The 25,260-nt window shown below is 61.3% G+C and carries 17 protein-coding genes; 5 read left to right on the top strand and 12 right to left on the bottom strand.

Annotated elements, in window-relative coordinates; all coding sequences use genetic code 11:
* Window positions 1-82: 82 nt before the first annotated feature.
* Window positions 83-418, bottom strand: coding sequence for a YceK/YidQ family lipoprotein (locus LJX92_RS02315; protein ID WP_032878260.1), 336 nt, complete (start codon window positions 416-418; stop codon window positions 83-85).
* 205 nt (window positions 419-623) lie between these two features.
* Here LJX92_RS02315 and LJX92_RS02310 point away from each other — a divergent pair, with 205 nt between their 5' ends.
* Window positions 624-2,702: a TonB-dependent receptor family protein gene (locus LJX92_RS02310; protein WP_228309269.1), complete on the top strand. Its 2,079-nt coding sequence runs from the start codon at window positions 624-626 to the stop codon at window positions 2,700-2,702.
* Window positions 2,703-2,750: 48 nt separating this feature from the next.
* On the opposite strand, the gene LJX92_RS02305 is transcribed toward LJX92_RS02310, so the two are convergent.
* The 8 genes from LJX92_RS02305 to glnE form a co-directional block, all read right to left on the bottom strand.
* Window positions 2,751-4,196, bottom strand: coding sequence for a lipopolysaccharide kinase InaA family protein (locus LJX92_RS02305; RefSeq protein WP_032878262.1), 1,446 nt, complete (start codon window positions 4,194-4,196; stop codon window positions 2,751-2,753).
* Complete coding sequence (locus tag LJX92_RS02300) at window positions 4,196-4,948, bottom strand: lipopolysaccharide kinase InaA family protein (protein WP_223017956.1); 753 nt, start codon at window positions 4,946-4,948, stop codon at window positions 4,196-4,198. Before LJX92_RS02300 ends, LJX92_RS02305 begins: the two co-directional genes overlap by 1 nt.
* Complete coding sequence (locus LJX92_RS02295) at window positions 4,945-5,679, bottom strand: lipopolysaccharide kinase InaA family protein (RefSeq protein ID WP_005784139.1); 735 nt, start codon at window positions 5,677-5,679, stop codon at window positions 4,945-4,947. Before LJX92_RS02295 ends, LJX92_RS02300 begins: the two co-directional genes overlap by 4 nt.
* Entirely contained in the window at window positions 5,679-6,485 is an 807-nt protein-coding gene (rfaP, locus tag LJX92_RS02290) for a lipopolysaccharide core heptose(I) kinase RfaP (protein WP_223017957.1), read from the bottom strand. The genes LJX92_RS02295 and rfaP overlap by 1 nt, the downstream gene beginning before the upstream one ends.
* Window positions 6,482-7,606: a glycosyltransferase family 4 protein gene (locus LJX92_RS02285; protein ID WP_005784135.1), complete on the bottom strand. Its 1,125-nt coding sequence runs from the start codon at window positions 7,604-7,606 to the stop codon at window positions 6,482-6,484. The genes rfaP and LJX92_RS02285 overlap by 4 nt, the downstream gene beginning before the upstream one ends.
* Window positions 7,606-8,667, bottom strand: coding sequence for a lipopolysaccharide heptosyltransferase I (gene waaC / locus LJX92_RS02280; RefSeq protein ID WP_228309885.1), 1,062 nt, complete (start codon window positions 8,665-8,667; stop codon window positions 7,606-7,608). Before waaC ends, LJX92_RS02285 begins: the two co-directional genes overlap by 1 nt.
* Window position 8,668: 1 nt before the next feature.
* Entirely contained in the window at window positions 8,669-9,703 is a 1,035-nt protein-coding gene (gene waaF, locus LJX92_RS02275; RefSeq protein WP_032878265.1) for a lipopolysaccharide heptosyltransferase II, read from the bottom strand.
* A 222-nt stretch (window positions 9,704-9,925) separates the two neighbouring features.
* Window positions 9,926-12,865: a bifunctional [glutamate--ammonia ligase]-adenylyl-L-tyrosine phosphorylase/[glutamate--ammonia-ligase] adenylyltransferase gene (glnE, locus tag LJX92_RS02270; protein ID WP_078820123.1), complete on the bottom strand. Its 2,940-nt coding sequence runs from the start codon at window positions 12,863-12,865 to the stop codon at window positions 9,926-9,928.
* Between the two features lie 383 nt (window positions 12,866-13,248).
* Here glnE and aceE point away from each other — a divergent pair, with 383 nt between their 5' ends.
* From aceE to msrA, 4 genes are all read left to right on the top strand, one after another.
* Window positions 13,249-15,894, top strand: a complete 2,646-nt coding sequence (gene aceE, locus LJX92_RS02265; protein WP_003187985.1) for a pyruvate dehydrogenase (acetyl-transferring), homodimeric type — start codon at window positions 13,249-13,251, stop codon at window positions 15,892-15,894.
* An 11-nt stretch (window positions 15,895-15,905) separates the two neighbouring features.
* Entirely contained in the window at window positions 15,906-17,546 is a 1,641-nt protein-coding gene (gene aceF / locus LJX92_RS02260; protein ID WP_223017958.1) for a dihydrolipoyllysine-residue acetyltransferase, read from the top strand.
* Window positions 17,547-17,849: 303 nt separating this feature from the next.
* On the top strand, window positions 17,850-20,543 hold the full coding sequence (locus LJX92_RS02255) for a putative bifunctional diguanylate cyclase/phosphodiesterase (RefSeq protein ID WP_032878268.1): 2,694 nt from the start codon (window positions 17,850-17,852) through the stop codon (window positions 20,541-20,543).
* A 72-nt stretch (window positions 20,544-20,615) separates the two neighbouring features.
* A complete protein-coding gene (gene msrA, locus LJX92_RS02250) occupies window positions 20,616-21,263 on the top strand; it encodes a peptide-methionine (S)-S-oxide reductase MsrA (RefSeq protein WP_032878269.1) in 648 nt (215 codons plus the stop codon).
* Window positions 21,264-21,399: 136 nt separating this feature from the next.
* Here the strand turns inward: msrA and LJX92_RS02245 are convergent, their stop codons facing one another.
* The 3 genes from LJX92_RS02245 to LJX92_RS02235 form a co-directional block, all read right to left on the bottom strand.
* Window positions 21,400-22,236 (bottom strand): 23S rRNA (adenine(2030)-N(6))-methyltransferase RlmJ, encoded by an 837-nt coding sequence (locus tag LJX92_RS02245; RefSeq protein ID WP_032878270.1) that lies wholly within the window; start codon window positions 22,234-22,236, stop codon window positions 21,400-21,402.
* A gap of 97 nt (window positions 22,237-22,333) precedes the next feature.
* Complete coding sequence (locus LJX92_RS02240) at window positions 22,334-23,059, bottom strand: DUF4123 domain-containing protein (protein ID WP_228309268.1); 726 nt, start codon at window positions 23,057-23,059, stop codon at window positions 22,334-22,336.
* Window positions 23,059-25,080 (bottom strand): type VI secretion system tip protein VgrG, encoded by a 2,022-nt coding sequence (locus LJX92_RS02235; protein WP_228309267.1) that lies wholly within the window; start codon window positions 25,078-25,080, stop codon window positions 23,059-23,061. Before LJX92_RS02235 ends, LJX92_RS02240 begins: the two co-directional genes overlap by 1 nt.
* Between the last annotated feature and the right edge of the window lie 180 nt (window positions 25,081-25,260).

Below are 25,260 nucleotides of genomic sequence, written 5' to 3'. Positions count from 1 at the left end.
CGCGCCTGAAAAAAGTGTGCTTCCCGCCCGGGCGGGAAACAGCTAAAGGGCGGGATTATAGCTTAAAAGCAGTAGGAAGCTGTTAGCGCAGCTCGATGCTACCGTCGGCGCTTTGGCGGTAGATGGTGTAGGGCAAGACGAGCGTGTCCAGCACCGCGGAAACCGGCGCATCCAGAATGACCCATGGAATCCCGTTCAACGAGAGCCCACCCGCAGAGTTGGGAGGCCCATGCAAGACGCAGAGGTCATAAGCTACGCCACTGTAGATTCGCGAAACGGACTGACAGTAGGTTTTCTTGCCCTTGAGGTCACGAACAGTAACGTCATCGCCACGCAGCACGGTGGTCGCCGTGCCGCAGCCTGCAACGATCAACGACATTCCCAGCAACATCAGCAAGCGCAGGATAGGAGTCCACATAGTTGATTCTTCTTTTCGTTTGATAAAGATCGAAAACCTAGCACCACAAAACCAAGACTTCAGGCTTGCGCAGTCGACGCTAAGCGTAGGAAGCGTCCCAATGCGCCAGGCGGTAAGGAGTTCGGCAAATCAGAGGACGAGTCGTTAAACTTGTCACATTTGCACTTACACCCTTACTTGCGTGCGCTACCCACTCGGCCTTTTCATGACTCCTTCTGCTCCAACCTGCCTTGCCTTACTGCTGGGCCTGTGCAACACCGCCCAAGCCGACAATGCGCCCCTGATCCTGGATCCCAGCGTGGTCACCGGCTCGCGCAGCGCCAGCCCGACGTTCGACCTGCCGTATTCGGTAGACGGCATTAATCGTGAACAAATCAGCAACGGCCAACTGGGCATCAACGCCTCCGAAGCCCTGTCCCGCGTGCCCGGCCTGGTGGTGCAGAACCGCCAGAACTATGCACAGGACTTGCAGATCTCGTCCCGCGGCTTCGGCGCCCGTTCGGCGTTTGGCGTACGAGGCATCAAGCTGATCGCCGATGGCATCCCCGCCAGCACCCCCGACGGCCAGGGCCAGGCCGCAACGTTCAACCTCGACACTGCCGAGCGCATCGAAGTGCTGCGCGGCCCGGCGGCGACTCTGTATGGCAGTAACGCCGGCGGTGTGATCCAAATGTTCTCCCGCGACGGCGAAGGCCCACCGCGCATCGGCGCAGAAACGCTGGTGGGCAGCGACGGGCTGAACAAGAACCACCTTAGCGCGGAAGGCGCGGCGAATGGTGCCGGGTTCGTGCTCGATGCCTCACGCATGGACACCAACGGCTACCGCGACCACAGCAGCGCCCGGCGCGACCAGACCTTCGCCAAGCTCAACTTCCAGCCGGATGACGACAGCAAGCTGGCATTGATCTACAGCAGCCTGGAGCAGAACGGTACGCAGGATCCGCTGGGGCAGACCTGGACAGCGTACAAGGCCGATCCGCGTTCGGTAAGCGCCAACGCGCTAACCTATAACACGCGTAAAAGCATCGATCACCAGCAATTGGGAATGAACTACGAGCGCTACATCGGCAATGCGACGTTGCAGGTCAATGCGTATACCGGGCGCCGCAGTGTGATTCAGTACCTGTCGATCCCAAAAGGCACACCCGCCAACGAACGTGGCGGCGGCGTGGTGCAATTCGACCGCAAGTTCTACGGTGGCAGCGTGCGCTGGATGCAGCCCATCGACAGTGCGCCCGGCGACTTGATGATCATCACTGGCCTGGACTTCGACCAAAGCGAAGACAGCCGCCACGGTTATCAGAACTACAGGGGCAACACCCTCGGCGTGAAAGGCCAACTACGCCGCGACGAAATCGACACGGCTCGTAGCCTCGATCCGTATATCCAGGCCAACTGGGCCCTCGACCGCTGGACCCTGCAAGCCGGTGTCCGGCACAGCACCATGCAGATGGACGTCGATGATCAATTCCTGAGCAATGGCGATGCCAGTGGTAACAAGACCTACCAGAAAAACACGCCTTCGATGAGCGTGATGTATGCATTCACGCCCGACCTGCACGGCTATATCAGTGCAGGCAAGGGCTTTGAAACCCCGACCCAGGCCGAGCTGGCCTATGCCCCGGGCAACGTCGAGGGCTTCAACTTCGGCTTGAAGCCGTCTGAAAGCACTCAGTATGAAATAGGTGTGAAGGCGCAACTGAACAACACGCGGATCAACGCCGCCGTTTTTCAAATCACTACCGAGGACGAACTGGTGGTGCAGCAATCCATCGGTGGCCGTACCAGCTACCAGAACGCCGGTCGCACACTACGTCGCGGCTTCGAACTGGGTGTTGAAAGCCAACTGAACGAGCACTGGAGCACCAGCCTCGCCTATACCCGCCTCCAAGCCACCTACGACAGCGACTTCGCCAGCGGCGCCAACACCATCGACAAGGGCAACTACCTCCCCGGCGTCCCCCAAACCACCCTGTTCGCCGAACTGAACTGGAAGCCACGGGACTGGGTCAGCACGGCCATCGAAGGTATGTACCGCAGCAAAGTCTATGTCGAAGACACCAATAGCCAACATGCCGCACCGGGCTACAGCGTCTTCAACTGGCGGGCACGGTTTGAGCAGAAGGTGGAACACTGGACCTTTCACCAGACCTTGCGCCTGGATAACCTGCTGGATCGTCAATATGTGGGGTCGGTGATTGTGGGTGACGGCAACGGGCGCTACTACGAAGCAGCACCGGGGCGCTCGTGGTATGCGGGAGCAGGGGCTGAATATCAATTCTGATGTGGGAGGGGGCTTGCCCCCTTCCACATTTGGGTATCAGGCGCCCGCTTAAACCACGATGGTTTTAGGCAACCGCTGATCGATCAACTGATACAACGCACTGCCCTGCGGCCAATTGCGCATAAACCGCGCCCGGTCTTTAGCGTATGCCGGCGCAAAACTGGCAACAGAGCCGTGCTGACACATGGCATCCAGATCAATCATCGCCCAACGCCCGTCATTCCAGAACAGGTTATGGCCTTTGAAATCGCCATGACTGATGCGCTCGCCAATCAACTGGGTAAACAACTGTTCCAGTGCGAGCAGCTCGCTCTCAGGCGCATCGCCGTTTTCAACATACGGCGCAAAGCGCTCGATGATGTCCGGCCCCGGCAGAAACTCGGTGACCAGATACGCACGGCTGCGCAGCCATAAAAAGCGCTTCTCCAGCACCGCCAGTGGCTTGGGCGTAGCAAAGCCGAGAAACGCCAGGCGGTTACCCTCGCGCCAGGAATGCCAGGCTCGGCTCGGGCGCCAGAAGCGCTTGAGCCAGTGGGCAAAGCCTTTGATGTTGTAGCGCTTGATCACCAACGGCCGACCAGCCACTTCGACCTTGGCCACACTGGCCGCGCCGCCGGTCTTGTACAGGTGGCCCTGGTCGAGCAAGGCGTCTGCCTGTTCCAGCACCGGTAACATGGCCGTTTCTTCTTCGCGACGAATCGCACGCAAGCCAAAGGCGCCACGCACCACGCTGAACAGCGTGCATTCGCGGCCAGTCTTGTCCAGAAAGTCCTTCAAGCGCCAGGCGCTGACTTTGCGCACCTGCTTTTCCAGGGCTTGCAGCGGCAAGGCGTGCTCACCATTACCCAGCAGGTAGTACACCAATAATTCTTCGGTAAACGGCTCAAGGTTTTTCGGCAGCTGGGCGAAAAACACGCCGAGGTTTTCCAGCACGCGATTGCGCGACAACGGCTTACCCGCCTCCTCGACACAAATGCCTGCACCATCGATCAAGTACAGCTTGCCGTCCTGGCGCAGCAGGTTGTCCAGGTGCAGGTCTTCCTGCCACAGGCCTTTGGCATGCATTTGCGCAATCGCGCCCAATGCTTCGGCGAGCACGGCGGTTTGTTCGTCCGCCAACGGCGGCAGATGTTCGACGGCGTGCCACGCATCGGCCAGGCTTTGGGCGCCCTCGATAAACTCAAACAGCAGCCAGCCGCCCTCGCCGTCCTGCAAGCCATCGGCCAACAACAACGGTGTGGTCAGGCCTTGCTCAGCCAACAAACGCACACCCTTGAGTTCACGCTGAAAATGCCGCGCCGCCTTGCTGCCAACCAACAATTTGGCCAATACCGGGCGACCACGCCACACTGCCGCGCCCACGTAGCGCTGCCCGGGCAACACCCGCAGCAGGCTCAGCAGTTGCAACTGCCCCGAACCTGCCGCATCCGCCAGATCGATGGTCAACGGCAGGCTGGGGCTACGGCCGGCATTTTTCAGCTCGGATAAACGCATCAGCGGTTCTCCTTGTGGCTGCGGCGTGCGGTCAGGCGCTGGTGCCAAGTGGAGACCAGGTCGCTGTCCTCGGGCTGCTCAAGATACGCCGCCAGCAGCTGGCGCACCTGCGCGTCCGACCATTGGGGCGCGCGACGCAGCAGCGGTTCCAGGTCCTTGACCCGGTCACGCCAGCCAAACAGCAACGGACGGGTTTTTTCCAGGTCGATCAGCTGCGCGGCATAACCCTCAGCGGTGGCCTGCAGGAAAATATGCTTGGGGTAAAAACAGCCATGCACCTGCCCGACGCTGTGCAGATGACGCGCCAGCTTGCCGCACGCCGACAGGATCGCACTGTGCTGGGCGACGCTCAATTGCTGCCACTGCTCCAGCAACGAATCCAGGTCGTTCCAACCATCCAGAGCACGGGTAAGCAGCATTGCCCGGCGCTCGCCCTCGACCTTGCGCTCACCGAAGAACGCCGCCTGCAGAGCAGGGATTCCGAGCTTTCGATACAGGCTGATATTACGGAACTCGCGCGCAAAACTCGGCTCGCCAAGCGGCCGGTGCAAGGTGCGCGTCAGGTAGTTGCTCTGGCGCTTGAGGTAATAGCCCTGCCCTTCAAGCTCCAGGCGATACACACTGCTCCAGCCGCCGTGACTGGTATTGGGCTCGTCCACTGCGTCCAGTTGCTTGGCCCACAGGGCGTCAAACGTCGCCAGACCGTTGCGCTCAAGCAAGGCTCGGTCTTCGGCCGCCAGGAAGTCACTCATTCGCGTCCCTCAAAAAACTTCACCACGTGACGAATTCGCCGTTTGTCCGACGCCGACAAGTGCGTGCGCTGGCGGTATTGCAGGTAGAAACGCAGGCGCTGGGTGGCCGACAGGTGATATTTGGCGACCTTATCCAGGCAAGCCAAGTCCTTGGTGATGCGGTACTTGAGCCAGAAACCACGCCAGAAATCACCGTTGGGGCAATCGATCAGGTACAGGGTTCGTTGGTCGTCCACCAGCAGGTTGCGCCACTTCAAGTCGTTATGAGTGAAGCGGTGCTCATGCATGGTGCGCGTGTATTCGGCGAGCTGGCGGCTGATGCCATCGACCCACCGGGGGTCTTTCAGGCGTTCGTCATTGCGCTCGGCCAGCACTGACAAGTCTTCCGTCTTGGGCAGCTCGCGGGTAATCATCGCGCCCCGGTTATAAGCCAGGCCCTTGCGGTCCAGGCCCCAGGCGACGACATCAGCCGTCGGGATGCCCCACTTGGCGAAACGCTTGAGGTTCTGCCATTCGGATTTCACCCGCGGCCTGCCCAGGTAACGGCGCAAGCCTTTGCCGGCGCCCACGTAGCGCTTGACGTAATAATTGACCCCGCCGCGCTCGACCCGGATGACTTCCGACAGCGGGTCGCGGGTCAATCGCTCGCCTTGCAAGGCAAATACCGCCTCCAGGCTTCCAAAGTCATCCGCCAGGGCGGCATAGGCAGGTTCCAGGTTCCAACCCGCCATCAGAGCGCATCCCCGTATCGTTGCTTGCGCGCGTAAAGCTTGGCGGCCATGCGCTCAAGCTCAGACAGCAGCGCAGCTTGCTCCGCCAGGATCTGGCGCAACGGCTGCTGGAAGTACGTCTTGAGAAAGCGCAGCTTGTCGCGCTGGGTCAGGCCGATCTCCAATGCGGAGTAATACAGGCCGGCCAGGTCCTTGTTACGCCAGCGCAGTGGAGTCGTCGGACGCACCTGCGCACGGTGCAGGTCGATCACCGACAATTTCAGATTGTCGACGGTAATGGGCTGGTCCGTGTGCAACAGGAAATGGCAGAGGTAGCAGTCGCGATGGTTCACGCCACCGCGGTGCATCGCGCCGACGGTGCGCGCCAGCTCACGGGTCAAGGCGTGTTTGATGGCCGGCACGGGCGGTTGCTTGACCCAATCGAGGGTCAAGTCTTCCAGGCTGATAATCGGCGTCAGTTCCTGGGTAATGATGAACGAATGCTGGTCGGCCGGGTTGCTGCCTTTTTCGCCAAAGGCCACGGCGGTCATGGTCGGCACGCCCAGCGCTTGCAGGCGCTGGATCGCCAGCCACTCCAGGCCTGCGCCCAGTACCGGCAACTTGGCCGTGACCAGGTTCTTGAGGATTTCGCCCCAGCCAATGCCACGGTGAATCTTCACAAAGTAAGGCTGGCCTTCGACCACCGTACGCAACGTACGGCGAGCGGCCAGCTCGCGGAACACCTGGCCTTGCAGCTTCTCGACCTCGGCGAACGCATCGCGTCCGGCCCAGAGGGTCTTGAAGGGTTCGGCTAGAATCAACTTCATCGGTTTGGCTCCGCCAGAATCAGGTCCGCAGCGTACTGCGGCATGCTATAGAGGTCGGCCGTCTCGGCGAAGGCCAGACCATTGCGACTCCAGGTCGCACGCGCGTGTGGATCGTCGAGCATATCCACCAGGTACTGGTTGAGCTGGGCTTGCTCGAACGGCTCGTCCAACACCCGGCCGCTCTGGGCCTTGTCGATGTAGAACGCGTAGCCACACACCCGGCTCACCAGTACCGGGAGGCCGGCGACCACCGCTTCGACCAGCACCATGCCGGCCGCCTCGTTGTACGCAGGGTGAATCAGCAGGTCGGCGCCCAGCAGGAAACGCGGGATATCACTGCGGCCCTTGAAGAACTGCACCTGATCGCCCAGGCCCAATGCCGCACTCTGCAATTGGAATACCTTGGGGTCGTCCTGACCGATTACAAACAGTCGGGTGCGCTTCTTCAGCTTGGAAGGCAAGGCGGCCACGGCCTTGAGGCTGCGGTCGACGCCCTTGGTCTTGAAGCCCGAACCGATCTGCACCAGCAACAGGTCGTCCTCGGCCAGGCCGAACTCACGACGAAACTCAGCGCGGATTTCGGCCGCGTCAGGCGGAGCGCGCCGGTCGCGGGCAATGCCCGGCGGCAGCAAGTGGAAACGCTCGGCCTGGGTGCCGTAATACTGGGTGAACAACTTCTGCTGATGTTCGGACAGCACCATGATTTGGGTCTTGGCGTCCTTATCGAACACCGCGCGCTCGTATTCGGCGAAGTGCCGGTAGCGCCCGAACCAGCGGTACATGGGATTGCGCAGGTTTTGAGCCTTGTCTTCGAACACCCCGTCGGCGGCAAAATACACATCCAGCCCCGGCATCTTGTTGAAGCCCACCACGCGATCCACCGGCCGCTTGGCCAGGTCGGCCTGGATCCAGGCATACAGCTTTTCATTGCGACGGTGATTGACCAGCGCCTTGACCGGCGCCACCAGTACTTCGAAGCCGGGTGGGATGTCGCCTTCCCAGATCAGCGTATAGACACGAATCTTGTGGCCGCGCTGCTGGCACTCCAGGGCGATGCGCATGAAGTCGCGCTGCAAGCCACCGAAGGGAAAGTACTTGTACAGAACAAAAGCCAGTTGCATCAGTGCTGCTCCTCAGCCAGTAACAACGTGCTCAGCCGGCTTGCTACACGCTCAGGATTCAAGCGCGTGAAGCACAGGGGCGACTCACGCTTGATGTCGAACCGCCGCAGGTCGTCGGCGGTAGGTTGATAGGTACACTGCTTTTGCAGGCACCGCGCACACGGCCAGTCGCTGGCCAAATGGATCTGGCCCTTGCCGTAAGCGCCAGTAAGGCCCGGATTGGTGGGGCCGAACAGGGAAATGGTCGGCACATCCAGCGCTGCCGCCAGGTGACCGAGGCCGGTGTCCACCGCCACACAGGCGCGGGCGCCCGCCAACACGCCGGCCACGCCCGCCAGGTTGAGTTTGGGCAGCACTTCGGCGTTGGGCAGGCCTTGGGCCAGGCGCTCGGCCCGAGCCTTTTCGGCGGCGTTACCCCACGGCAATTTCACGTCCACGCCCAGGCGCCCCATGCGTTCGGCCAGCTCACGCCAATAGGCTTCGGGCCAGTGCTTGGTGTCCCAGGTAGTGCCGTGCAGCAGCAACACAAAGGGTTTTTTCGGCGGCAGGCCCAGCAGCTTTTCAACGCTCAGGCCATAGTCGCCCAAGCCTTTGGGCAGGTCGTAGCCCAGGGCCACGGCGAACAGTTGGCGCAAGCGCTCTACCGCGTGTTGCCCGCGGGCCACGGCCAGGCGTCGTGAATAAAAACGCGCAGCGATCGGCTCACGGGCCGAGTTTTTATCAAAGCCGGCCACTGGAGCACGCACATAGCGGGTCAGCCAGGCGCTTTTCAGCAGGCCCTGGGCGTCGATCACCAAGTCATACTTGGTCGACTGCACGGCCTGCTTGAAACGGCGCCACTCGCCGCTCTTGATGGTTTGCCAAAGGTTCTTGCGCCAGCGGCGAATCGCCACCGGGATCACCTTGTCCACCGCCGGGTGCCAGGTCGGGATTTCGGCAAAGCCTTCTTCCACCACCCAATCAAAGCGAATGCCGGGAATCGCCCGTGCTGCATCGGTCAACGCCGGCAAGGCATGGATCACATCGCCCAGGGATGAGGTCTTGACTACCAGTACCCGCAACTCAGTGAACCTCGACCACATCGCCCTGCAACCGCTGCAAGGCATCGGTTACCGGCTGCGGCAGCAATTGGCGCAGGCAGTTGTAGTGGCCGAAGCGGCAGGTGCGATCAAAACACGGGCTGCAATCCAGGCCCAGGCGCACCACTTCGACCTTGTCGGCCAAGGGCGGGGTGAAGCCTGGGGACGTGGAGCCGTACACCGCTACCAGCGGGCGGTTCAGCGCCGCCGCCACATGCATCAGGCCGGAGTCGTTGGACACCACCGAGTCGGCGCAGGACAACAAGTCGATAGCCTCGGCCAGGGACGTGTCGCCACTGAGGTTCACCGCCTCTTCGCGCAGGCCGGGAATCAGGCGCTGACGAATATCTTCACCTACCGAATGATCGTTCTTCGAACCGAACAGCCACACCTGCCAGCCTTCGCGGATCTTGGTCTCGGCGACCTTGGCGTAATGCTCCGACGGCCAGCGCTTGGACTCGCCAAACTCGGCGCCAGGGCACAAGGCCAGAACCGGCCGATCAAGGGTGAGGCCGAACTTGGCCAGCGCCGCATCGCGGGTCACCGGGTCGATCTGCAAGCTGGGCCGCGGGTACGGCGTGGGCAATTGCGTGCCGGGCTCGTAGGCCAGGGCCATGAAGCGCTCGATCATCAGCGGGTAGCGGGCTTTATCCAGGGTGCGTACGTCATTGAGCAGCACATAGCGAAACTCACCGCGCCAGCCGGTGCGCTTGGGGATGCCGGCAAAAAAAGGCACCAGCGCCGACTTGAGCGAGTTGGGCAACAGGATCGCCTGGTCGTACTGGCCGGCCATGGATTTGCCGATGCGTCGGCGGGTCGCCAGTTCCAGGGCACCGTGGCCGAGCGGAAAGCTCAAGGCCTTGCGCACCTCGGGCATGCGCTCCAGGATCGGCCGGCTCCACTCAGGGGCGAGCACGTCGATCTGGCAGTCTGGATAGCGCTGGCGCAGGCACTGGAAAAGTGTCTGTGCCATCACCATGTCACCGACCCAACTGGGCCCAACGATCAGAATATTCATGTAGTTTCCACAAACGATGCGGGGAGGCTTATGCCTCCCCGCCTCGATAATGACTGTAGATCGCGGCGCGCCAGGGAGCATCTTTATGTGGGAGCTGGCTTGCCTGCGATTGCATCACCTCGGTATCACTGATAAACCGAGGCGCCTGCATCGCGGGCAAGCCCGGCTCCCACATTAATCCGCATCCCATATAAAAATTGGCGTCGCCCAATCAGTCGAGTTTCAATTTAAGCCCAGCGCTTGCCAGATTCGCATCACCTGTCGCCGTTCGTCGGCAAACTGGTCCCCGGCGACCGTGCCGGCCTCGTTCTGCAAGGCCTGGCGGTGGGCGGCGGAGCGGTAGGCCTTATATACCTCACGCAGCAAATGGGCATCGGCGGCGGGCATCAGCCCGACCTGCTCAAGGCCCTCCAGAATGCGAATATTGTCGGTGTAGCGCAGCAACGATGGATGTTGCGCAGACCACGCCAAAGCCGCGTATTGCACCATAAATTCAATATCGACGATACCTCCGGCGTCCTGCTTGAGGTCGAACACCGCCGTGGCCTCGAAGGCATTGGCGCCCCTGCCGGCCGCCGTGGCCTTGGTACCCAGGTTATCGCGCATCTTGGTGCGCATCTCGCTGACCTCCTGGCGCAGCTTCGCCAAGTCCCGTTCACGCCCCAATACGTTGGCACGTACCTGCTCGAATGCATGGCCCACATCCTGGCTGCCCACCAGCACCCGTGCGCGGATGAGCGCCTGATGTTCCCAGGTCCAGGCTTCATTTTGTTGATAGCGATCGAAGGCGCCCAGGGAGCTCACCAGCAAGCCGGATGCGCCGGAAGGTCGCAGGCGCATGTCCACTTCATACAGCTGGCCGGAGTTGGTCTGGGTGGTCAGCAGGTGAATGATGCGCTGGCCCAGACGCGTGAAGAACTGCGCGCCGTCAATCGGCTTGGCGCCATCGGTCTCGGCCTGGGGGTCGCCATCGTGGATAAACACCAGATCCAGATCCGAACCATGCCCCAGTTCGATGCCGCCGACTTTCCCATAACCGACAATGATGAACCCAGGATCGCACAGGGTACCGTCCAGGCGCTGCGGCGCGCCGTGGCGGGCGACAGTCTGGCGCCAGGCCAGGGCCAGCACTTGCTCAAGAATGGCTTCGGCCAGCCAGGTGAGGTAGTCGCTGACTTTCATCAGCGGCAGGCTGCCAGCGATTTCCGAGGCCGCGACTCGCAGGCGGTGCGCCAATTTAAAGTGACGCAGGGCCTCCATTTGCTGTTCAAGGTCGTCCTCGGGAATGCGGGTGAGGCGCTCGCGCAGCTCGGCAGCCAGCTCCGGCGCCAGCGGCGGCTTGAACAGGCGGCCCTCGTTGAGCAGCTCATCGAGCAACAACGGGAAACGGGTGATCTGTTCGGCGATCCACGGGCTGGCGGCGCACAGGGTCAGCAGGCGACGCAGCGCATCCGGGTTCTCGGTGAGCAACACCAGATAGGCCGAACGCCGGGCGACGGCCTCCACCAACGGCAACACGCGCTCCAGCACCAGGTCCGGGTTGGCGTGCTCGACCGCCTGGGCCAGCAGGCGCGGAATGAATGCATCCAGACGCTCGCGCCCCAGCCGCTGCATGGCACGCAACTGCGGGCTGCCACGCAGGCCGGCCAAGGCCTTGAGGGCTTTGGGTGCATCGGTGAAACCGCCCTCGGCCAATTGACGGCATGCGGCGTCGTCATCCTGGGATTCCTCCCACAGCGGCAACCACTCACCACCGACGACCAATTCACTTTCTTCGCCTTCTTCTTCATCAGGGTCGGCAATCACTTGACGAAAGTGCCAGTCCACGCGGCCACGCCAGTACATCAGGCGTTCGTGGAACGCAGCCCAGTCGCTGAAGCCCAGCATGAAGGCGATACGCGCCTGATCTTCGGGATTGTGCGGCAGCATTTGGGTCTGGCGGTCGGCAATCGCCTGGATGGCGTGCTCGGTGTAGCGCAGGAATTCGTAGCCATTGCGCAGTTCGGTGATCACCGCAGCCGGCAGGTAACCCTGCCCCTCAAGCGTACCCAGCACGTTCAGCAGTGGGCGTTGTTGCAGGCTGAGGTCGCGGCCGCCATGAATCAGCTGGAACGCCTGGGCAATAAACTCCACCTCCCGAATGCCGCCTGAGCCCAGCTTGATGTTCTCGGCCATACCCTTGCGCCGTACTTCCTGCTGGATCAACTGCTTCATGGTGCGCAGCGCTTCGATGGCGGAAAAGTCCAGGTAGCGGCGGTAGACGAACGGGCGCAGCATATCGAGCAACTGCGCGCCGGCCACTTGATCACCGGCCACTACGCGCGCCTTGATCATGGCGTAGCGTTCCCAATCCCGGCCCTGATCCTGGTAGTACTGCTCCAACGCGTTGAAGCTGAGCACCAGCGCACCGGCCGAGCCGTAGGGACGCAGGCGCATATCCACACGGAAGACAAAACCGTCGACCGTCATAGGATCAAGGGCCTTGATCAATTTTTGACCAAGACGAATAAAGAATTCCTGATTGTCCAGGGAGCGCTTTACCCCCACCGTCTCGCCGCCTTCGGGGTAGGCAAAAATCAGGTCGATATCCGACGAGAGATTCAGCTCCACCGCACCGAGCTTGCCCATGCCGAGGATGACCATATGCTGCGCCTCACCGCTGCGCCGCCCGGTCGGCGTGCCGAACTGCGCGCAGTGGCGCTGGTACAGCCATTGGTAGGCCTGGTCGATGCTGGCGTCGGCCATGTCGGAAAGGTCGCGACAGGTTTGCACCAGGTCGGCCTGGCGCGTCAGGTCGCGCCAGATGATGCGCACCTGCTGGCGCGTGCGCTGGCGGCGCAGCACGCGGCCCAACTCATCTTCTGTTTCGGCCTGTTGCACGGCGCCGGCAATCTGGCTGCACAGCTCACCGGGCGCAAAGCTGCGGTCCAGCTCACCCCAGGCCACCAGTTCGAGCAACATCAAAGGGTCACGAACACTCTGTTCAATGACAAAATCACTGGCAGCGCACACGCGGGCGAAGTCGGCCCACCGTTGCGGCGTCCACGCAGAAAGGCCATGATCGTCGTCCAGCGCGGCCACCGCGTCACGAAATGACTGCTCGGCCCGCTGGGCATAAGGCAAGAGAATGGCCGGCAGTTCGGCCAGCGTTGGAAGGCTCATGGTCTATCCTTGATCGGCGTGTAATTGGCGTGTAGTTGTGAACGCAAGAGCCATGCTCGATGAAGGACTGTCGAACAAAAGTTAGAAATAGCTGAAATTAAATTAATCTTGGCAGGCAACATCAAACTTTCACCTTTTCTTGTTCGCAATAGACCAACAATAACGATTATGCTCACCAGCAAGACCGAGCCATACGCTCAGTCTTGTGTAGTTTTACTACTCGTATATACATTCGAAAGGCTGAAATGGCCGACGATTTGTAGTAAAACTACAGGACGCCGAAGCAACCTTCGGCCATCCAAGAATTTATGTCGTCTGCCCACAAGGCCAGTCGCAAACTTCAGGCAACCGATTCTGGTAGCCTTTCCGCCCTGGAGCAAGCCATGCAAGACCTCGATCCCGTCGAAACCCAGGAATGGCTGGACGCCCTGGAATCGGTTCTCGACAAAGAAGGCGAAGACCGTGCTCACTACCTGATGACCCGTATGGGCGAACTCGCGACCCGCAGCGGCTCGCAACTGCCTTACGCCATCACTACGCCATACCGCAACACCATCCCCGTTACCCACGAAGCACGCATGCCTGGCGACCTGTTCATGGAACGCCGCATTCGCTCGCTGGTACGTTGGAACGCCATGGCGATGGTAATGCGCACGAACTTGAAAGATTCGGACCTGGGCGGTCACATTTCCAGCTTCGCTTCCAGCGCCACCCTGTATGACATCGGCTTCAACTACTTCTTCCAGGCCCCGACCGACGAACACGGCGGCGACCTGATCTACTTCCAGGGCCACACCTCGCCAGGCGTCTACGCCCGTGCGTTCATGGAAGGTCGCATCAGCGAAGAACAAATGAACAACTTCCGCCAGGAAGTCGACGGTCAGGGCCTGTCGTCCTACCCGCACCCTTGGCTGATGCCTGATTTCTGGCAGTTCCCGACCGTTTCCATGGGTCTGGGCCCGATCCAGGCGATCTACCAGGCACGCTTCATGAAGTACCTGGAAGCCCGTGGCTTCATCCCGGAAGGCAAGCAGAAAGTCTGGTGCTTCCTGGGCGACGGCGAGTGCGACGAGCCGGAATCCCTGGGGGCCATTTCCCTGGCCGGCCGCGAGAAGCTCGACAACCTGATCTTCGTCATCAACTGCAACCTGCAGCGCCTCGACGGCCCGGTTCGCGGCAACGGCAAGATAATCCAGGAACTCGAAGGCGTGTTCCGTGGTGCTCAGTGGAACGTGACCAAGGTCATCTGGGGCCGTTTCTGGGACCCACTGCTGGCCAAGGACGTCGACGGCATCCTGCAACGTCGCATGGACGAAGTCATCGACGGCGAGTACCAGAACTACAAGGCCAAAGACGGCGCGTTCGTTCGCGAACACTTCTTCAACACGCCTGAACTCAAGGCGATGGTTGCCGACCTGTCCGACGACGAAATCTGGAAGCTCAACCGTGGCGGCCACGACCCGTACAAGGTCTACGCGGCGTACCACGAAGCGGTCAACCACAAAGAACAACCGACCGTCATCCTGGCCAAGACCATCAAGGGTTATGGCACCGGTGCCGGCGAAGCGAAGAACACCGCGCACAACACCAAGAAAGTCGATGTCGACAGCCTGAAGTTGTTCCGCGACCGCTTCGACATTCCGGTCAAGGACGAAGAGCTGGAGAACCTGCCGTTCTTCAAGCCTGAGCCAAACAGCGCCGAGGCCCGCTACCTGAGCGAGCGCCGCAGCGCACTGGGTGGCTTCGTGCCACAGCGCCGCGCCAACAGCTTCAGCGTACCGACGCCGGACCTGAGCACCCTCAAGGCCATCCTTGACGGCTCGGGCGACCGTGAAATCTCCACCACCATGGCCTTCGTGCGCATCCTCGCGCAATTGGTCAAGGACAAGGACATCGGCCCGCGCATCGTCCCGATCATCCCGGACGAAGCCCGTACCTTTGGTATGGAAGGCATGTTCCGCCAGTTGGGCATCTACTCCTCCGTCGGCCAGCTCTACGAGCCAGTCGATAAAGACCAGGTGATGTTCTACAAGGAAGACAAGAAGGGCCAGATCCTCGAAGAAGGCATCAACGAAGCGGGTGCCATGAGCTCCTTCATCGCTGCCGGTACTTCGTACTCCAGCCACAACCAGCCGATGCTGCCGTTCTACATCTTCTATTCGATGTTCGGCTTCCAGCGTATTGGCGACCTGGCTTGGGCAGCAGGCGACAGCCGTACCCGTGGCTTCCTGATCGGCGGTACCGCCGGGCGCACCACGCTGAACGGCGAAGGCCTGCAACACGAAGACGGTCACAGCCACATCCTGGCTGCCACCATCCCGAACTGCCGCACCTTTGATCCAACCTACGGCTATGAGCTGGCGGTGATCATCCAGGACGGCATGAAGAAGATGACCGAAGAGCAGCAGGACGTTTTCTACTACATCACCGTGATGAACGAGTCCTACCAGCAGCCAGCCATGCCGGCCGGTGTGGAAGAAGGCATCATCAAGGGCATGTACCTGCTCGAAGAAGACACCAAGGAAGCGGCGCACCACGTACAGCTGATGGGCTCCGGCACCATCCTGCGCGAAGTGCGTGAAGCGGCGAAGATCCTGCGTGACGAATTCAACGTCGGCGCCGACGTGTGGAGCGTGACCAGCTTCAACGAACTGCGTCGCGACGGCCTGGCCGTAGAGCGCAGCAACCGTCTGCACCCTGGCCAGAAGCCAGCCAAGAGCTACGTCGAAGAGTGCCTGGCCGGCCGTAAAGGTCCAGTCATTGCCTCTACCGACTACATGAAACTGTTTGCTGAACAAATTCGCCAGTGGGTCCCGTCCAAGGAATTCAAAGTCCTGGGCACCGATGGTTTCGGCCGCAGTGACAGCCGCAAGAAGCTGCGTCACTTCTTCGAAGTCGACCGTCACTTCGTGGTGTTGGCAGCCCTGGAAGCCTTGGCTGACCGTGGTGAGATCGAACCCAAGGTGGTGGCTGACGCCATCGTCAAGTTCGGGATCAACCCGGAAAAACGCAACCCACTGGACTGCTGAGGAGATTTTTTGTGAGCGAACTCATTCGCGTACCTGACATCGGCAGCGGTGAAGGTGAAGTAATCGAGCTGTTTGTGAAGGTCGGCGACACCGTCGAAGCCGACCAGAGCATCCTGACCCTGGAGTCGGACAAGGCGAGCATGGAAATTCCTGCTCCCAAGGCCGGCGTGGTCAAGAGCCTGAAGGTCAAGCTGGGCGACCGCCTGAAAGAAGGCGACGAACTGCTGGAACTGGAAATCGAAGGCGCCGCTGATGCAGCCCCTGCGGCGGCTCCGGCTGCCGCTGCTGAACCTGCGCCTGCCGCTGAAAAACCTGCTGCCGAGGCCCCAGCGGCCCCGGCTGCTGCACCTGCCGCCGCCACCGTCCAGGACATTCACGTCCCGGACATCGGCTCGTCGGGCAAGGCCAAGATCATCGAGCTGCTGGTCAAGGTCGGCGACACCGTCGAAGCCGATCAGTCGCTGATCACCCTGGAGTCCGACAAGGCCTCCATGGAAATCCCTTCGCCGGCTGCCGGCGTAGTGGAAAGCATCGCGGTCAAGCTGGAAGACGAAGTCGGCACCGGTGACTTCATCCTCAAGCTGAAAGTACAAGGCGCTGCCCCGGCCGCCGCTCCAGCACCGGCGGCTGCTCCGGCTGCCAAGCCTGAAGCCGCTCCGGCCGCTGCTGCCCCGGCACCTGCTGCAAAAGCCGAGGCCACACCGGCCCCTGCGGCTGCCGCACCTGCGCCAAGCGGTGCCAAGGTGCACGCCGGCCCTGCCGTGCGTCAGTTGGCCCGCGAGTTCGGCGTCGAGCTGAGCGCCGTCTCGGCCAGCGGCCCGCACGGTCGTGTGCTGAAGGAAGACGTGCAGGCTTACGTCAAAGCCATGATGCAAAAGGCCAAGGAAGCACCGGCTGCCGGCGCGACGGGCGGCTCGGGCATTCCGCCGATCCGTACCGTGGATTTCAGCCGCTTCGGCGAAACCGAAGAAGTGCCGATGACCCGCCTGATGCAAATCGGCGCGGCCGGCCTGCATGCCAGCTGGCTGAACATCCCGCATGTGACTCAGTTCGACCAGGCCGACATCACCGACCTGGAAGCTTTCCGCGTTGCGCAGAAAGCCGTGGCCGAGAAGGCCGGCGTGAAGCTGACCGTGCTGCCACTGCTGCTCAAGGCCTGCGCGCACCTGCTCAAGGAACTGCCGGACTTCAACAGCTCGCTGGCGCCAAGCGGCAAGGCGATCATTCGCAAGAAGTACGTCAACATCGGCTTTGCCGTCGACACTCCGGATGGCCTGCTGGTACCGGTCATCAAGAACGTCGACCAGAAGAGCCTGCTGCAACTCGCTGGCGAAGCGGCTGCGCTGGCTGCCAAGGCCCGCGACAAGAAGCTCACCCCGGATGACATGCAGGGCGCCTGCTTCACTATCTCCAGCCTCGGGCACATTGGCGGCACTGGCTTCACGCCAATCGTCAACGCGCCGGAAGTGGCGATCCTGGGTGTTTCCAAGGCCACCATCCAGCCTGTGTGGGACGGTAAAGCGTTCCAGCCCAAGCTGATGCTGCCACTGTCGCTGTCCTACGATCACCGTGTGATCAACGGCGCCGCCGCTGCACGCTTCACCCAGCGCCTGAGCCAGTTGCTGAACGACATCCGCACCATCCTGCTGTAAGCCGCAGAGCCTTCCCTTTACGGGGAAGGCCCTTGCCGCACCGATTTCCGAGCGCCACGCTCGTACCTCAACCCCGCCACTTGGCGGGGCTTTTTTTGTGCGCTCGGTGTACGCACAGAACAGGTTTGTACACCTTCTGTCACTTCGATTGCAGAAATCCCCCGCACGGCCGATAACTGCCTTATAGCACTTAGCCTTCATCCTCTCTTGTCAGTGCGTGCCGCATGATGCAACCTTGCCGTAGGCGACAGTAAAGAGGGCGTGAGCCGGGCGCCACGCGCATTTTCCCAAGCGAGTTTCCCCATGAAAAGCCAACCCGATGTCGCCCGTATGGCGGCCGAGGTAGTGACGCAATTACCGGTGCCTTCGCGCCTCGGTATGCTGCGTTTCGAGCGGCTTAATGAGGCAAGCTGGGCCCTGCTGTACCTCGATCCCAATTGCGAGCGCCAGTTCGGCCTGCCAGCGGTGGAACTCTGTGCGCTGATCGGCACGCCCTACGCCAGCCTGATGGAGCCCCAGGCCCGCTATCAGCTGCACGACGCAATCCAGCAGCAACTGACCCACAGCCCCCATTACCTGGTGCGCTATACCCTACACACCCATGACGGCCCGATGAGCCTGCTGGAAATGGGCGAGGCCTACAAACAACACAACCGCCATCTGCTGCGCGGCTACCTGATGGTGGTCGACGGGCTGTTCAGCGATACCACCGCGCCCGCCCCGACCGCTGACCTGGAAAACCAGAACAGCCGCCTGCAGATCGCCCTGGAGCTCAACCAGCGTGCGCAGCAGGAACAGTTGCAACACCTGGAACGGGTGCGCGCCCAGCAGGAGCTGATCCTGCTGCTGGCCCGACAGCGCTACACCACGCCCAATTCGCTGCAAGAAGCCGCTGAGCTGATCACCCGTAGCGCGTGCGACATTTACCAGATCGACTGCGCCAGCATCTGGCACCTCGAAGGCCAACATCTGGTGCCTATCTCGGCGTACCACCGCGCCGACCAACAGCACCGCCTGCCCCAAGCCATCGACGCCAGCGGTTTCCCGGATTATCTGGAAGCCCTGCACTCCAGCCGCGCCATCGACGCCACTCATGCCCAACGTGACCCGCGCACCCGGGAAATGGCCGAAAGCCTGCGCGCCAACGATATCCACGCGATGCTCGACGCCAGTATTCGTGTCGACGGCCAGGTCGTCGGCGTGCTGTGCCTGGAACAAAGCGGCAGTTCACGTGCCTGGCAGTCCGATGAAATCGCGTTTGCCGGCGAGCTGGCAGACCAGTTCGCGCAAGTCATCAACAACCACAACCGCCGTACCGCCACCAGCGCCCTGCACCTGTTCCAGCGTGCTGTGGAGCAAAGCGCCAATGCCTTTCTGCTGGTCAATTGCGACGGCGTGGTGGAGTACGTCAACCCCAGCTTCACCGCAATTACCCAATACAGCGCGGAAGAAGTCCACGGCCATCGCCTGGCGCAACTGCCGGCCCTGGAAAATCTCAGTGAGTTGCTGTTCGACGCGCCGTCGGCCCTGGCCAAAAGCAACAGCTGGCAAGGCGAGTTCAAAAGCCGGCGCAAGAACCTGGAGCCCTACTGGGGCCAGTTGTCGATTTCCAAGGTGTATGGCGATAACCGCGAGCTGACCCACTACATCGGCATCTACGAAGACATCACCCAGACCAAGCTGGCGCAACAGCGCATCGAGCGCCTGGCCTACACCGACAACCTGACCAACCTGGGCAACCGACCGGCGTTCATCCGTAACCTCGACGAACGCTTTGCCCGCGACAGCGACAGCCCGATCAGCCTGCTGCTGGTGGACATCGACAACTTCAAGCGCATCAACGACAGCCTCGGCCACCAGACCGGCGACAAGTTGCTGATCAGCCTGGCCCGCCGTTTGCGCAATAGCTTGAGCAGCGGTGGCAGCCTGGCACGCTTTGCCAGTAACGAGTTCGCAGTGCTGTTGGATGATTCCGACCTGGAGACCGGCCAGCAGGTCGCCAGCCAGTTGCTGGCCACGCTCGACAAGCCGATGTTCGTCGACAACCAGTTGATCAGCGTCACCGGCTCCGTGGGCCTGGCCTGCGCGCCGCTGCATGGCCGCGACCCGCAGACGCTGATGCGTAACGCAGGGCTGGCGCTGCACAAGGCCAAGGCCAACGGCAAACACCAGGTGCAAGTGTTTACCGAAGCGTTGAATGCCGAAGCCAGCTACAAGCTGTTCGTGGAAAACAACCTGCGTCGCGCCCTGACCCAGAACGAGCTGGACGTGTTCTACCAGCCCAAACTGTGCCTGCGCAGCGGCCGTCTGCTGGGCATGGAAGCGCTGTTGCGCTGGAACCACCCGGAAAAGGGCATGATCCGCCCCGACCAGTTCATCAGCGTGGCCGAAGAGACCGGGTTGATCATTCCGATCGGCAAATGGATCGCCCGCCAGGCGTGCCGCATGAGCAGGCAGTTGAGCGCCGCCGGCATGGGCAATTTGCAGGTGGCGATCAACCTGTCGCCCAAGCAATTTTCCGATCCGGACCTGGTGACCTCGATTGCCACCATCCTCAAGGAAGAACAGCTACCGGCCAACCTGCTGGAGCTGGAGCTGACCGAGGGTTTGCTGCTGGAAGCCACCGAAGACACGCGCCTGCAACTGGACCAGTTGAAAAGCTTTGGCCTGACCCTGGCCATGGACGATTTCGGCACCGGTTACTCGTCGCTGAGCTACTTGAAAAAATTCCCCATCGACATCATTAAGATTGATCGCAGCTTTATCCACGAGATCCCGGATAACCAGGACGACATGGAAATCACCTCGGCAGTGATCGCCATGGCTCACAACCTCAAGCTCAAGGTGGTGGCCGAAGGCATCGAGACAGCCGAACAGTTGGCGTTCCTGCGCAGACACCGCTGCGATGTCGGCCAGGGCTACCTGTTCGACCGACCGATCCCCGGTGCAGAGCTGCTGACAATGCTTAAACGCTACCCGCGCGGGCCAATCGCCTGACAGCGCTGTAACACTCGGGCACACTGACTGTCTGACAATTTACTGTTACTCAACCTGACGAGAGGACTGATCATGGTCTTGCGCTCGGAAATTCTGGTGAACAAAAACGTGCTGCCTACTCAAGAACAAGCTTTGCCTGGCCGTGAAACCCCGATGAAGCTGCCGGAAACGCACTTCGTCAACGGCAACCCGCTGCTGGGTCCGTTTATTGATGACGTCGGTTTTGCGATCTTCGGCCTGGGTTGTTTCTGGGGCGCTGAACGTAAATTCTGGGAACGCGACGGCGTGGTCAGCACGGTGGTCGGCTACGCCGGCGGCTACACGCCGAACCCGACCTACGAAGAAGTCTGCTCAGGCCTGACCGGCCATAGCGAAGTGGTACTGGTGGTGTATGACCAGGCCAAGCTCAAGTACGAAGACTTGCTGAAGATGTTCTGGGAATTGCACAACCCGACCCAGGGCATGCGCCAGGGCAACGATATTGGCAGCCAGTACCGCTCGGTGATTTATGCCACCACGCCTGAACAATTGGCGGCGGCCAAAACCAGTGCCGAGGCTTATCAGCAAGAGCTGAACAAGGCCGGCCTGGGTGAGATCACCACGGAAATCGAAGAAGCACCGACGGTGTACTTTGCCGAGGCGTATCACCAGCAGTACCTGGCGAAGAATCCGCAGGGGTATTGCGGGATCGGCGGCACAGGCGTGACCTGCCCGATCTAAGGTCAACATAGAACCAAATGTGGGAGGGGGCTTGCTCCCGATTGCGGTGTGTCAGTTACAGAAGTACTGACTGACACTCAGCAATCGGGAGCAAGCCCCCTCCCACATTTAGTTTTGTGTGTGGCCTGAGCGCTGACTATTCAGCGATAAGCCAATCCATCTGCCACCCACCCTGGGTCTGCCCAAGTTTCTTGGACACCCACGGCAGCAACTCACGCAACTCCTCTTCCAGACCCCACGGCGGGTTGGCAATCGCCAGGCCCGAGCCGGTCAGGGTGTTGGGCGTGTCCAGTGGATGCACCAGCAGTTCCACCCGCAGCAACTTCGGCGCACCGGTACCGGCCAGGTCCTGGTAGAAGCGGCGCAACATGCGCTGGTCCTTCACCGGGTACCAGATCGCCGCGACCGTCTGGCGCATGCGGCTGACGGCTTCCTTGAGGGACGCCGCACAACGCTGCATTTCGTCGAGCTTCTCGAACGGCGGATCGATCAGCATCAACGCGCGTTTTTCCGGCACCGGCAACAGGGCACGCGGCACATGCCAGCCTTCGCCCAGATGCACTTTGACCCGGCGATCACCCTTCATATTGTCCTTGAGCAGCACGCCATCTTCGGGGTGCTTCTCGTTGAGCAGCACACGGTCCTGGGGACGCGTGAGGCGTCGCGCCAGCTCCGGCGAGCCCGGGTAGTAGCGCAACTGGCCGTCCGGGTTCATCTCGTGCAGCACGCGCATGTAGTCCGCGGTGAGCGGCGGCAGGTCGCTTGCGCCCCACAGGCGAGCGATGCCTTCCAGGTATTCACCGGTGCGGTTGGCCTGGTCGCCCTGCAAGTCGTACAGGCCAATGCCGGCATGGGTGTCGAGGTAGGCGAACGGCTGCTCCTTGCGCGACATCAGGGCGATGAGGCGGGTCAAGGTCAGGTGTTTGAAGACATCGGCATGGTTGCCGGCGTGAAAGGCGTGACGATAATTCATGGTTGCTCCTGCGCAGGGGGCGAAGTTTACCTTCTACCGGTGCAAAGGTGCAGGGCCGCATGGCGGGCGGTACGGATATCACGCGAGCCTCATGGGTTTAACTCAGTTGTACGCCAAGGTAGTCCGCCACCTCGGCATGGCCGATATCCGGCCTGCGTGCGAAGTAGGCGACCTTGTGCTGCAGGATCGTGGGTGTAAACGCAGTGTATAAGTCGGGACGCTGCTCCTGGAGCCATTGCAACAGGTTGTAGATCAGCACCTGGGGCGAGTGTTGCGCCAGGCTTGCCAACAATGGCGCCGGCACTCGCCACCAAGGGCTGGGTTTGGCCGCAGCCACCTGGCGGGGCGAGACTGCCAACGACTGTCCATTGATTAAGTAACGCTGGAATACGGGCAGCACAGTGGCGGCATCGTCACCCAACTGCTGCAACATCGGCAAAAACTGCGCGCCATCCCAGAAGCGCAAAAATACCGGCTGATCTTCAGGCAGGTACACCTGGGTCAAACCCTTCAAGTGATCGATCACAACCTCCAACGGGCACGAAGACACCGCCAGCCAGCCCCAGTCCAAGGCCTGGGTGGTGGCTACCCAGTCGAGAAAAGCACTGCCAGGCTCGACAACGCCAACATAAGGCATCACCTCATTCCAATCGGCATAGGGCGTGCCCGCCCACACCGGTTGCGGCGGTGGTGCGACCGCTATGGTTTGCCAGGCTGCAAACGGCTTGGCCTCGCTGGTGTTGCCCATGACGACGTATAGCTGCTCATCAGGCTGCAACGGTTTTTGGGCCAGCCAGGCGCGGGGCGTCAAGGGTGAGGCCATCAGGGGAAACTCCGTGCGTGGGCGCTGATATCGCACTGCCCGTTTTTGCAGCGCTCACACTCTTCGCAAAACGGCGCACTGCGCTTGAGGCTGGCCACTTGCGCAGGGCTTAGCGGCGCGGGAATAACGGCCAACAATGTTTCCTTCACCCCCGGCATTAACGGCGGCGCCGCCGGAACAGGCGCGCCGCCTGGCTGGATTGGCACACTGCTGAATATCCCGCCCGCCGACAGCGTGATCGACTGCCCGCCCGCTTGAATCGTCACGCTGGCCCCCGCATCAATGACGATGCTTTGCCCAGCGCCCAATTGAATGGTCTGCCCGGCACGCATGTACTGCGAACCGCCGACCGCCAGATGATCATCCTGCTTGAGTTCAGTGAGGCGGTTGCCATGGGTGATGCGCCGCTCTTCACCTTGCAACTCATGGTGCGACTCGCCGCCCACCCGCACACGACGCTGGTTATCGACCTGCACCTGTTGGTCATTGAGCACATGCTGGGTCCAGTCCCGCTGGGCGCGCAGGTAGATTTCCTCGGCCCCCTTACGGTCTTCGATGCGCAGTTCGTTGTAGCCTCCACCGCCCGGGCTGCTCTGGCTACGCAGGATACTGCGGGTCTTGTCCGCCGGCAGGTCGAGGGGCATTGGCCTGGCGGCATTGGGCAGGCAGCCCACCACCAGCGGCATGTCCAAATCACCATTGACGAAGCCCACCAGCACCTCCATGCCGACCCTGGGGATCAGCACCACACCATAGCGGTCATGGGCCCAGCCGCTGGCCACCCGCAGCCAGCAACTGGAATGATCGTTGTGCTCGCCGATGCGATCCCACGCCATCTGCACCTTTACCCGTCCGTATTCGTCGCAATGGATCTCACTGCCAACCGGGCCAGTGACCACTGCGCTTTGGTAACCCGATATCGTCGGGCGCGGCTGCTCAGGCAAGGGCGGGCGAAAGATTGCATCCCACGGCGTGGCAACAAAGGTGTTGCCATACCCCTGACGAAACGCCCCGCCAACCACCTCGGTGACCGCTTCCTCCAGCACCTGGGGCTGTTTGCCTTCGTGGGTGACTTGGGTGACCAACCATAAGTCATTCCACTCCTCGCGCGGGTGCTCCCTCAATTGCAGGAACCTGCCGCCGGCCAAGGCCGGCTCGTCGCTTTGCCCCTGGGCGATGCGGTAGTCGCTGCGGTGCCGCTCCAGGCTACGCTGGGCGAGGTATTTGCCATGGGCCCGGTCGGAAAAATAGCCGGGGAACTGCTGCGCCTCAAGCTTGGGCAACTGCGCGTCGGCCGCCGTGCTTTGCAGCTCGAGGTGCGGTTTGCAAAAATCGTAATCGCGCAGATTGACCGCCGTGGTGCGGGCTGCCAATTGCAGTGTGAAACGCTTGATCGCCGGCGCCTGGGCAACCATGCCCGACCCAGGCCGGTACGGCGTGGGCTGATCGACCTGGGCAAATACCGTCTGGTCATCTCCAAACACCAGCAAATGAGCATCGGGGCAATGCTGAAAGTGATAGTGAATGCCGACTTCGGCACACAGACGTTGGATGAACGCCAGATCCGTCTCACCGAATTGCACGCAATACTCACGCTCAGGGTATTGACCGCTCAGCCGGAACTCAAAGCTGTCACTGTGGATGCCCTGCCCCGCCAACACCTGCGCAACGATCTGCGGCACCGTCTGATGCTGGAAAATCCGCTGATGACTGCTGTGCGCCAGATACGCCAGGTGCGGCGCCAGGCTGAGCTGGTAGCGTGTCAGGCGCCGTCCGGAATCGCCTTGGGCGACCCGGTACACCAGGCCATGCACACCATGGCCGCGGTCATCGAAACCCAGGTATACCTGACGATGCAGCAAGCTCTCCAGGTCGATATCCGGCTGCTCGCTGACCAGCTCAAGTTCGAAACGGTAAGGCTGGTTGATGGCCTCGGAGCCACTGAACTCATACACCTTAAGGTCACTGGGCGCCCCATCCAGGGCCAGGGTAAATGCACTTTGGTTGGCAGGAGCGAACATCCGGTGTTTCTCTGCGAAGGGTGGCAGCCGATTCTGCACCAGCTTTTTGCCCGGCCGGGCGTATCGCCGGCAAATCAGTAAGGTCCTACCTGTGCCTTCATCCAGCCACCCTCGAAGGCAACCAGGCGAACTGGCCGAAACAAAAACGGCCCGCCATCCAAAGGACGCGGGCCGTTTTTG

Source organism: Pseudomonas sp. HN8-3 (assembly GCF_020790195.1).
GTDB classification, from domain to species: Bacteria; Pseudomonadota; Gammaproteobacteria; order Pseudomonadales; family Pseudomonadaceae; genus Aquipseudomonas; species Aquipseudomonas synxantha_A.
The sequence above is the reverse complement of the archived record's forward strand: the minus strand, read 5'-3'. Positions and strand labels throughout refer to the sequence as shown.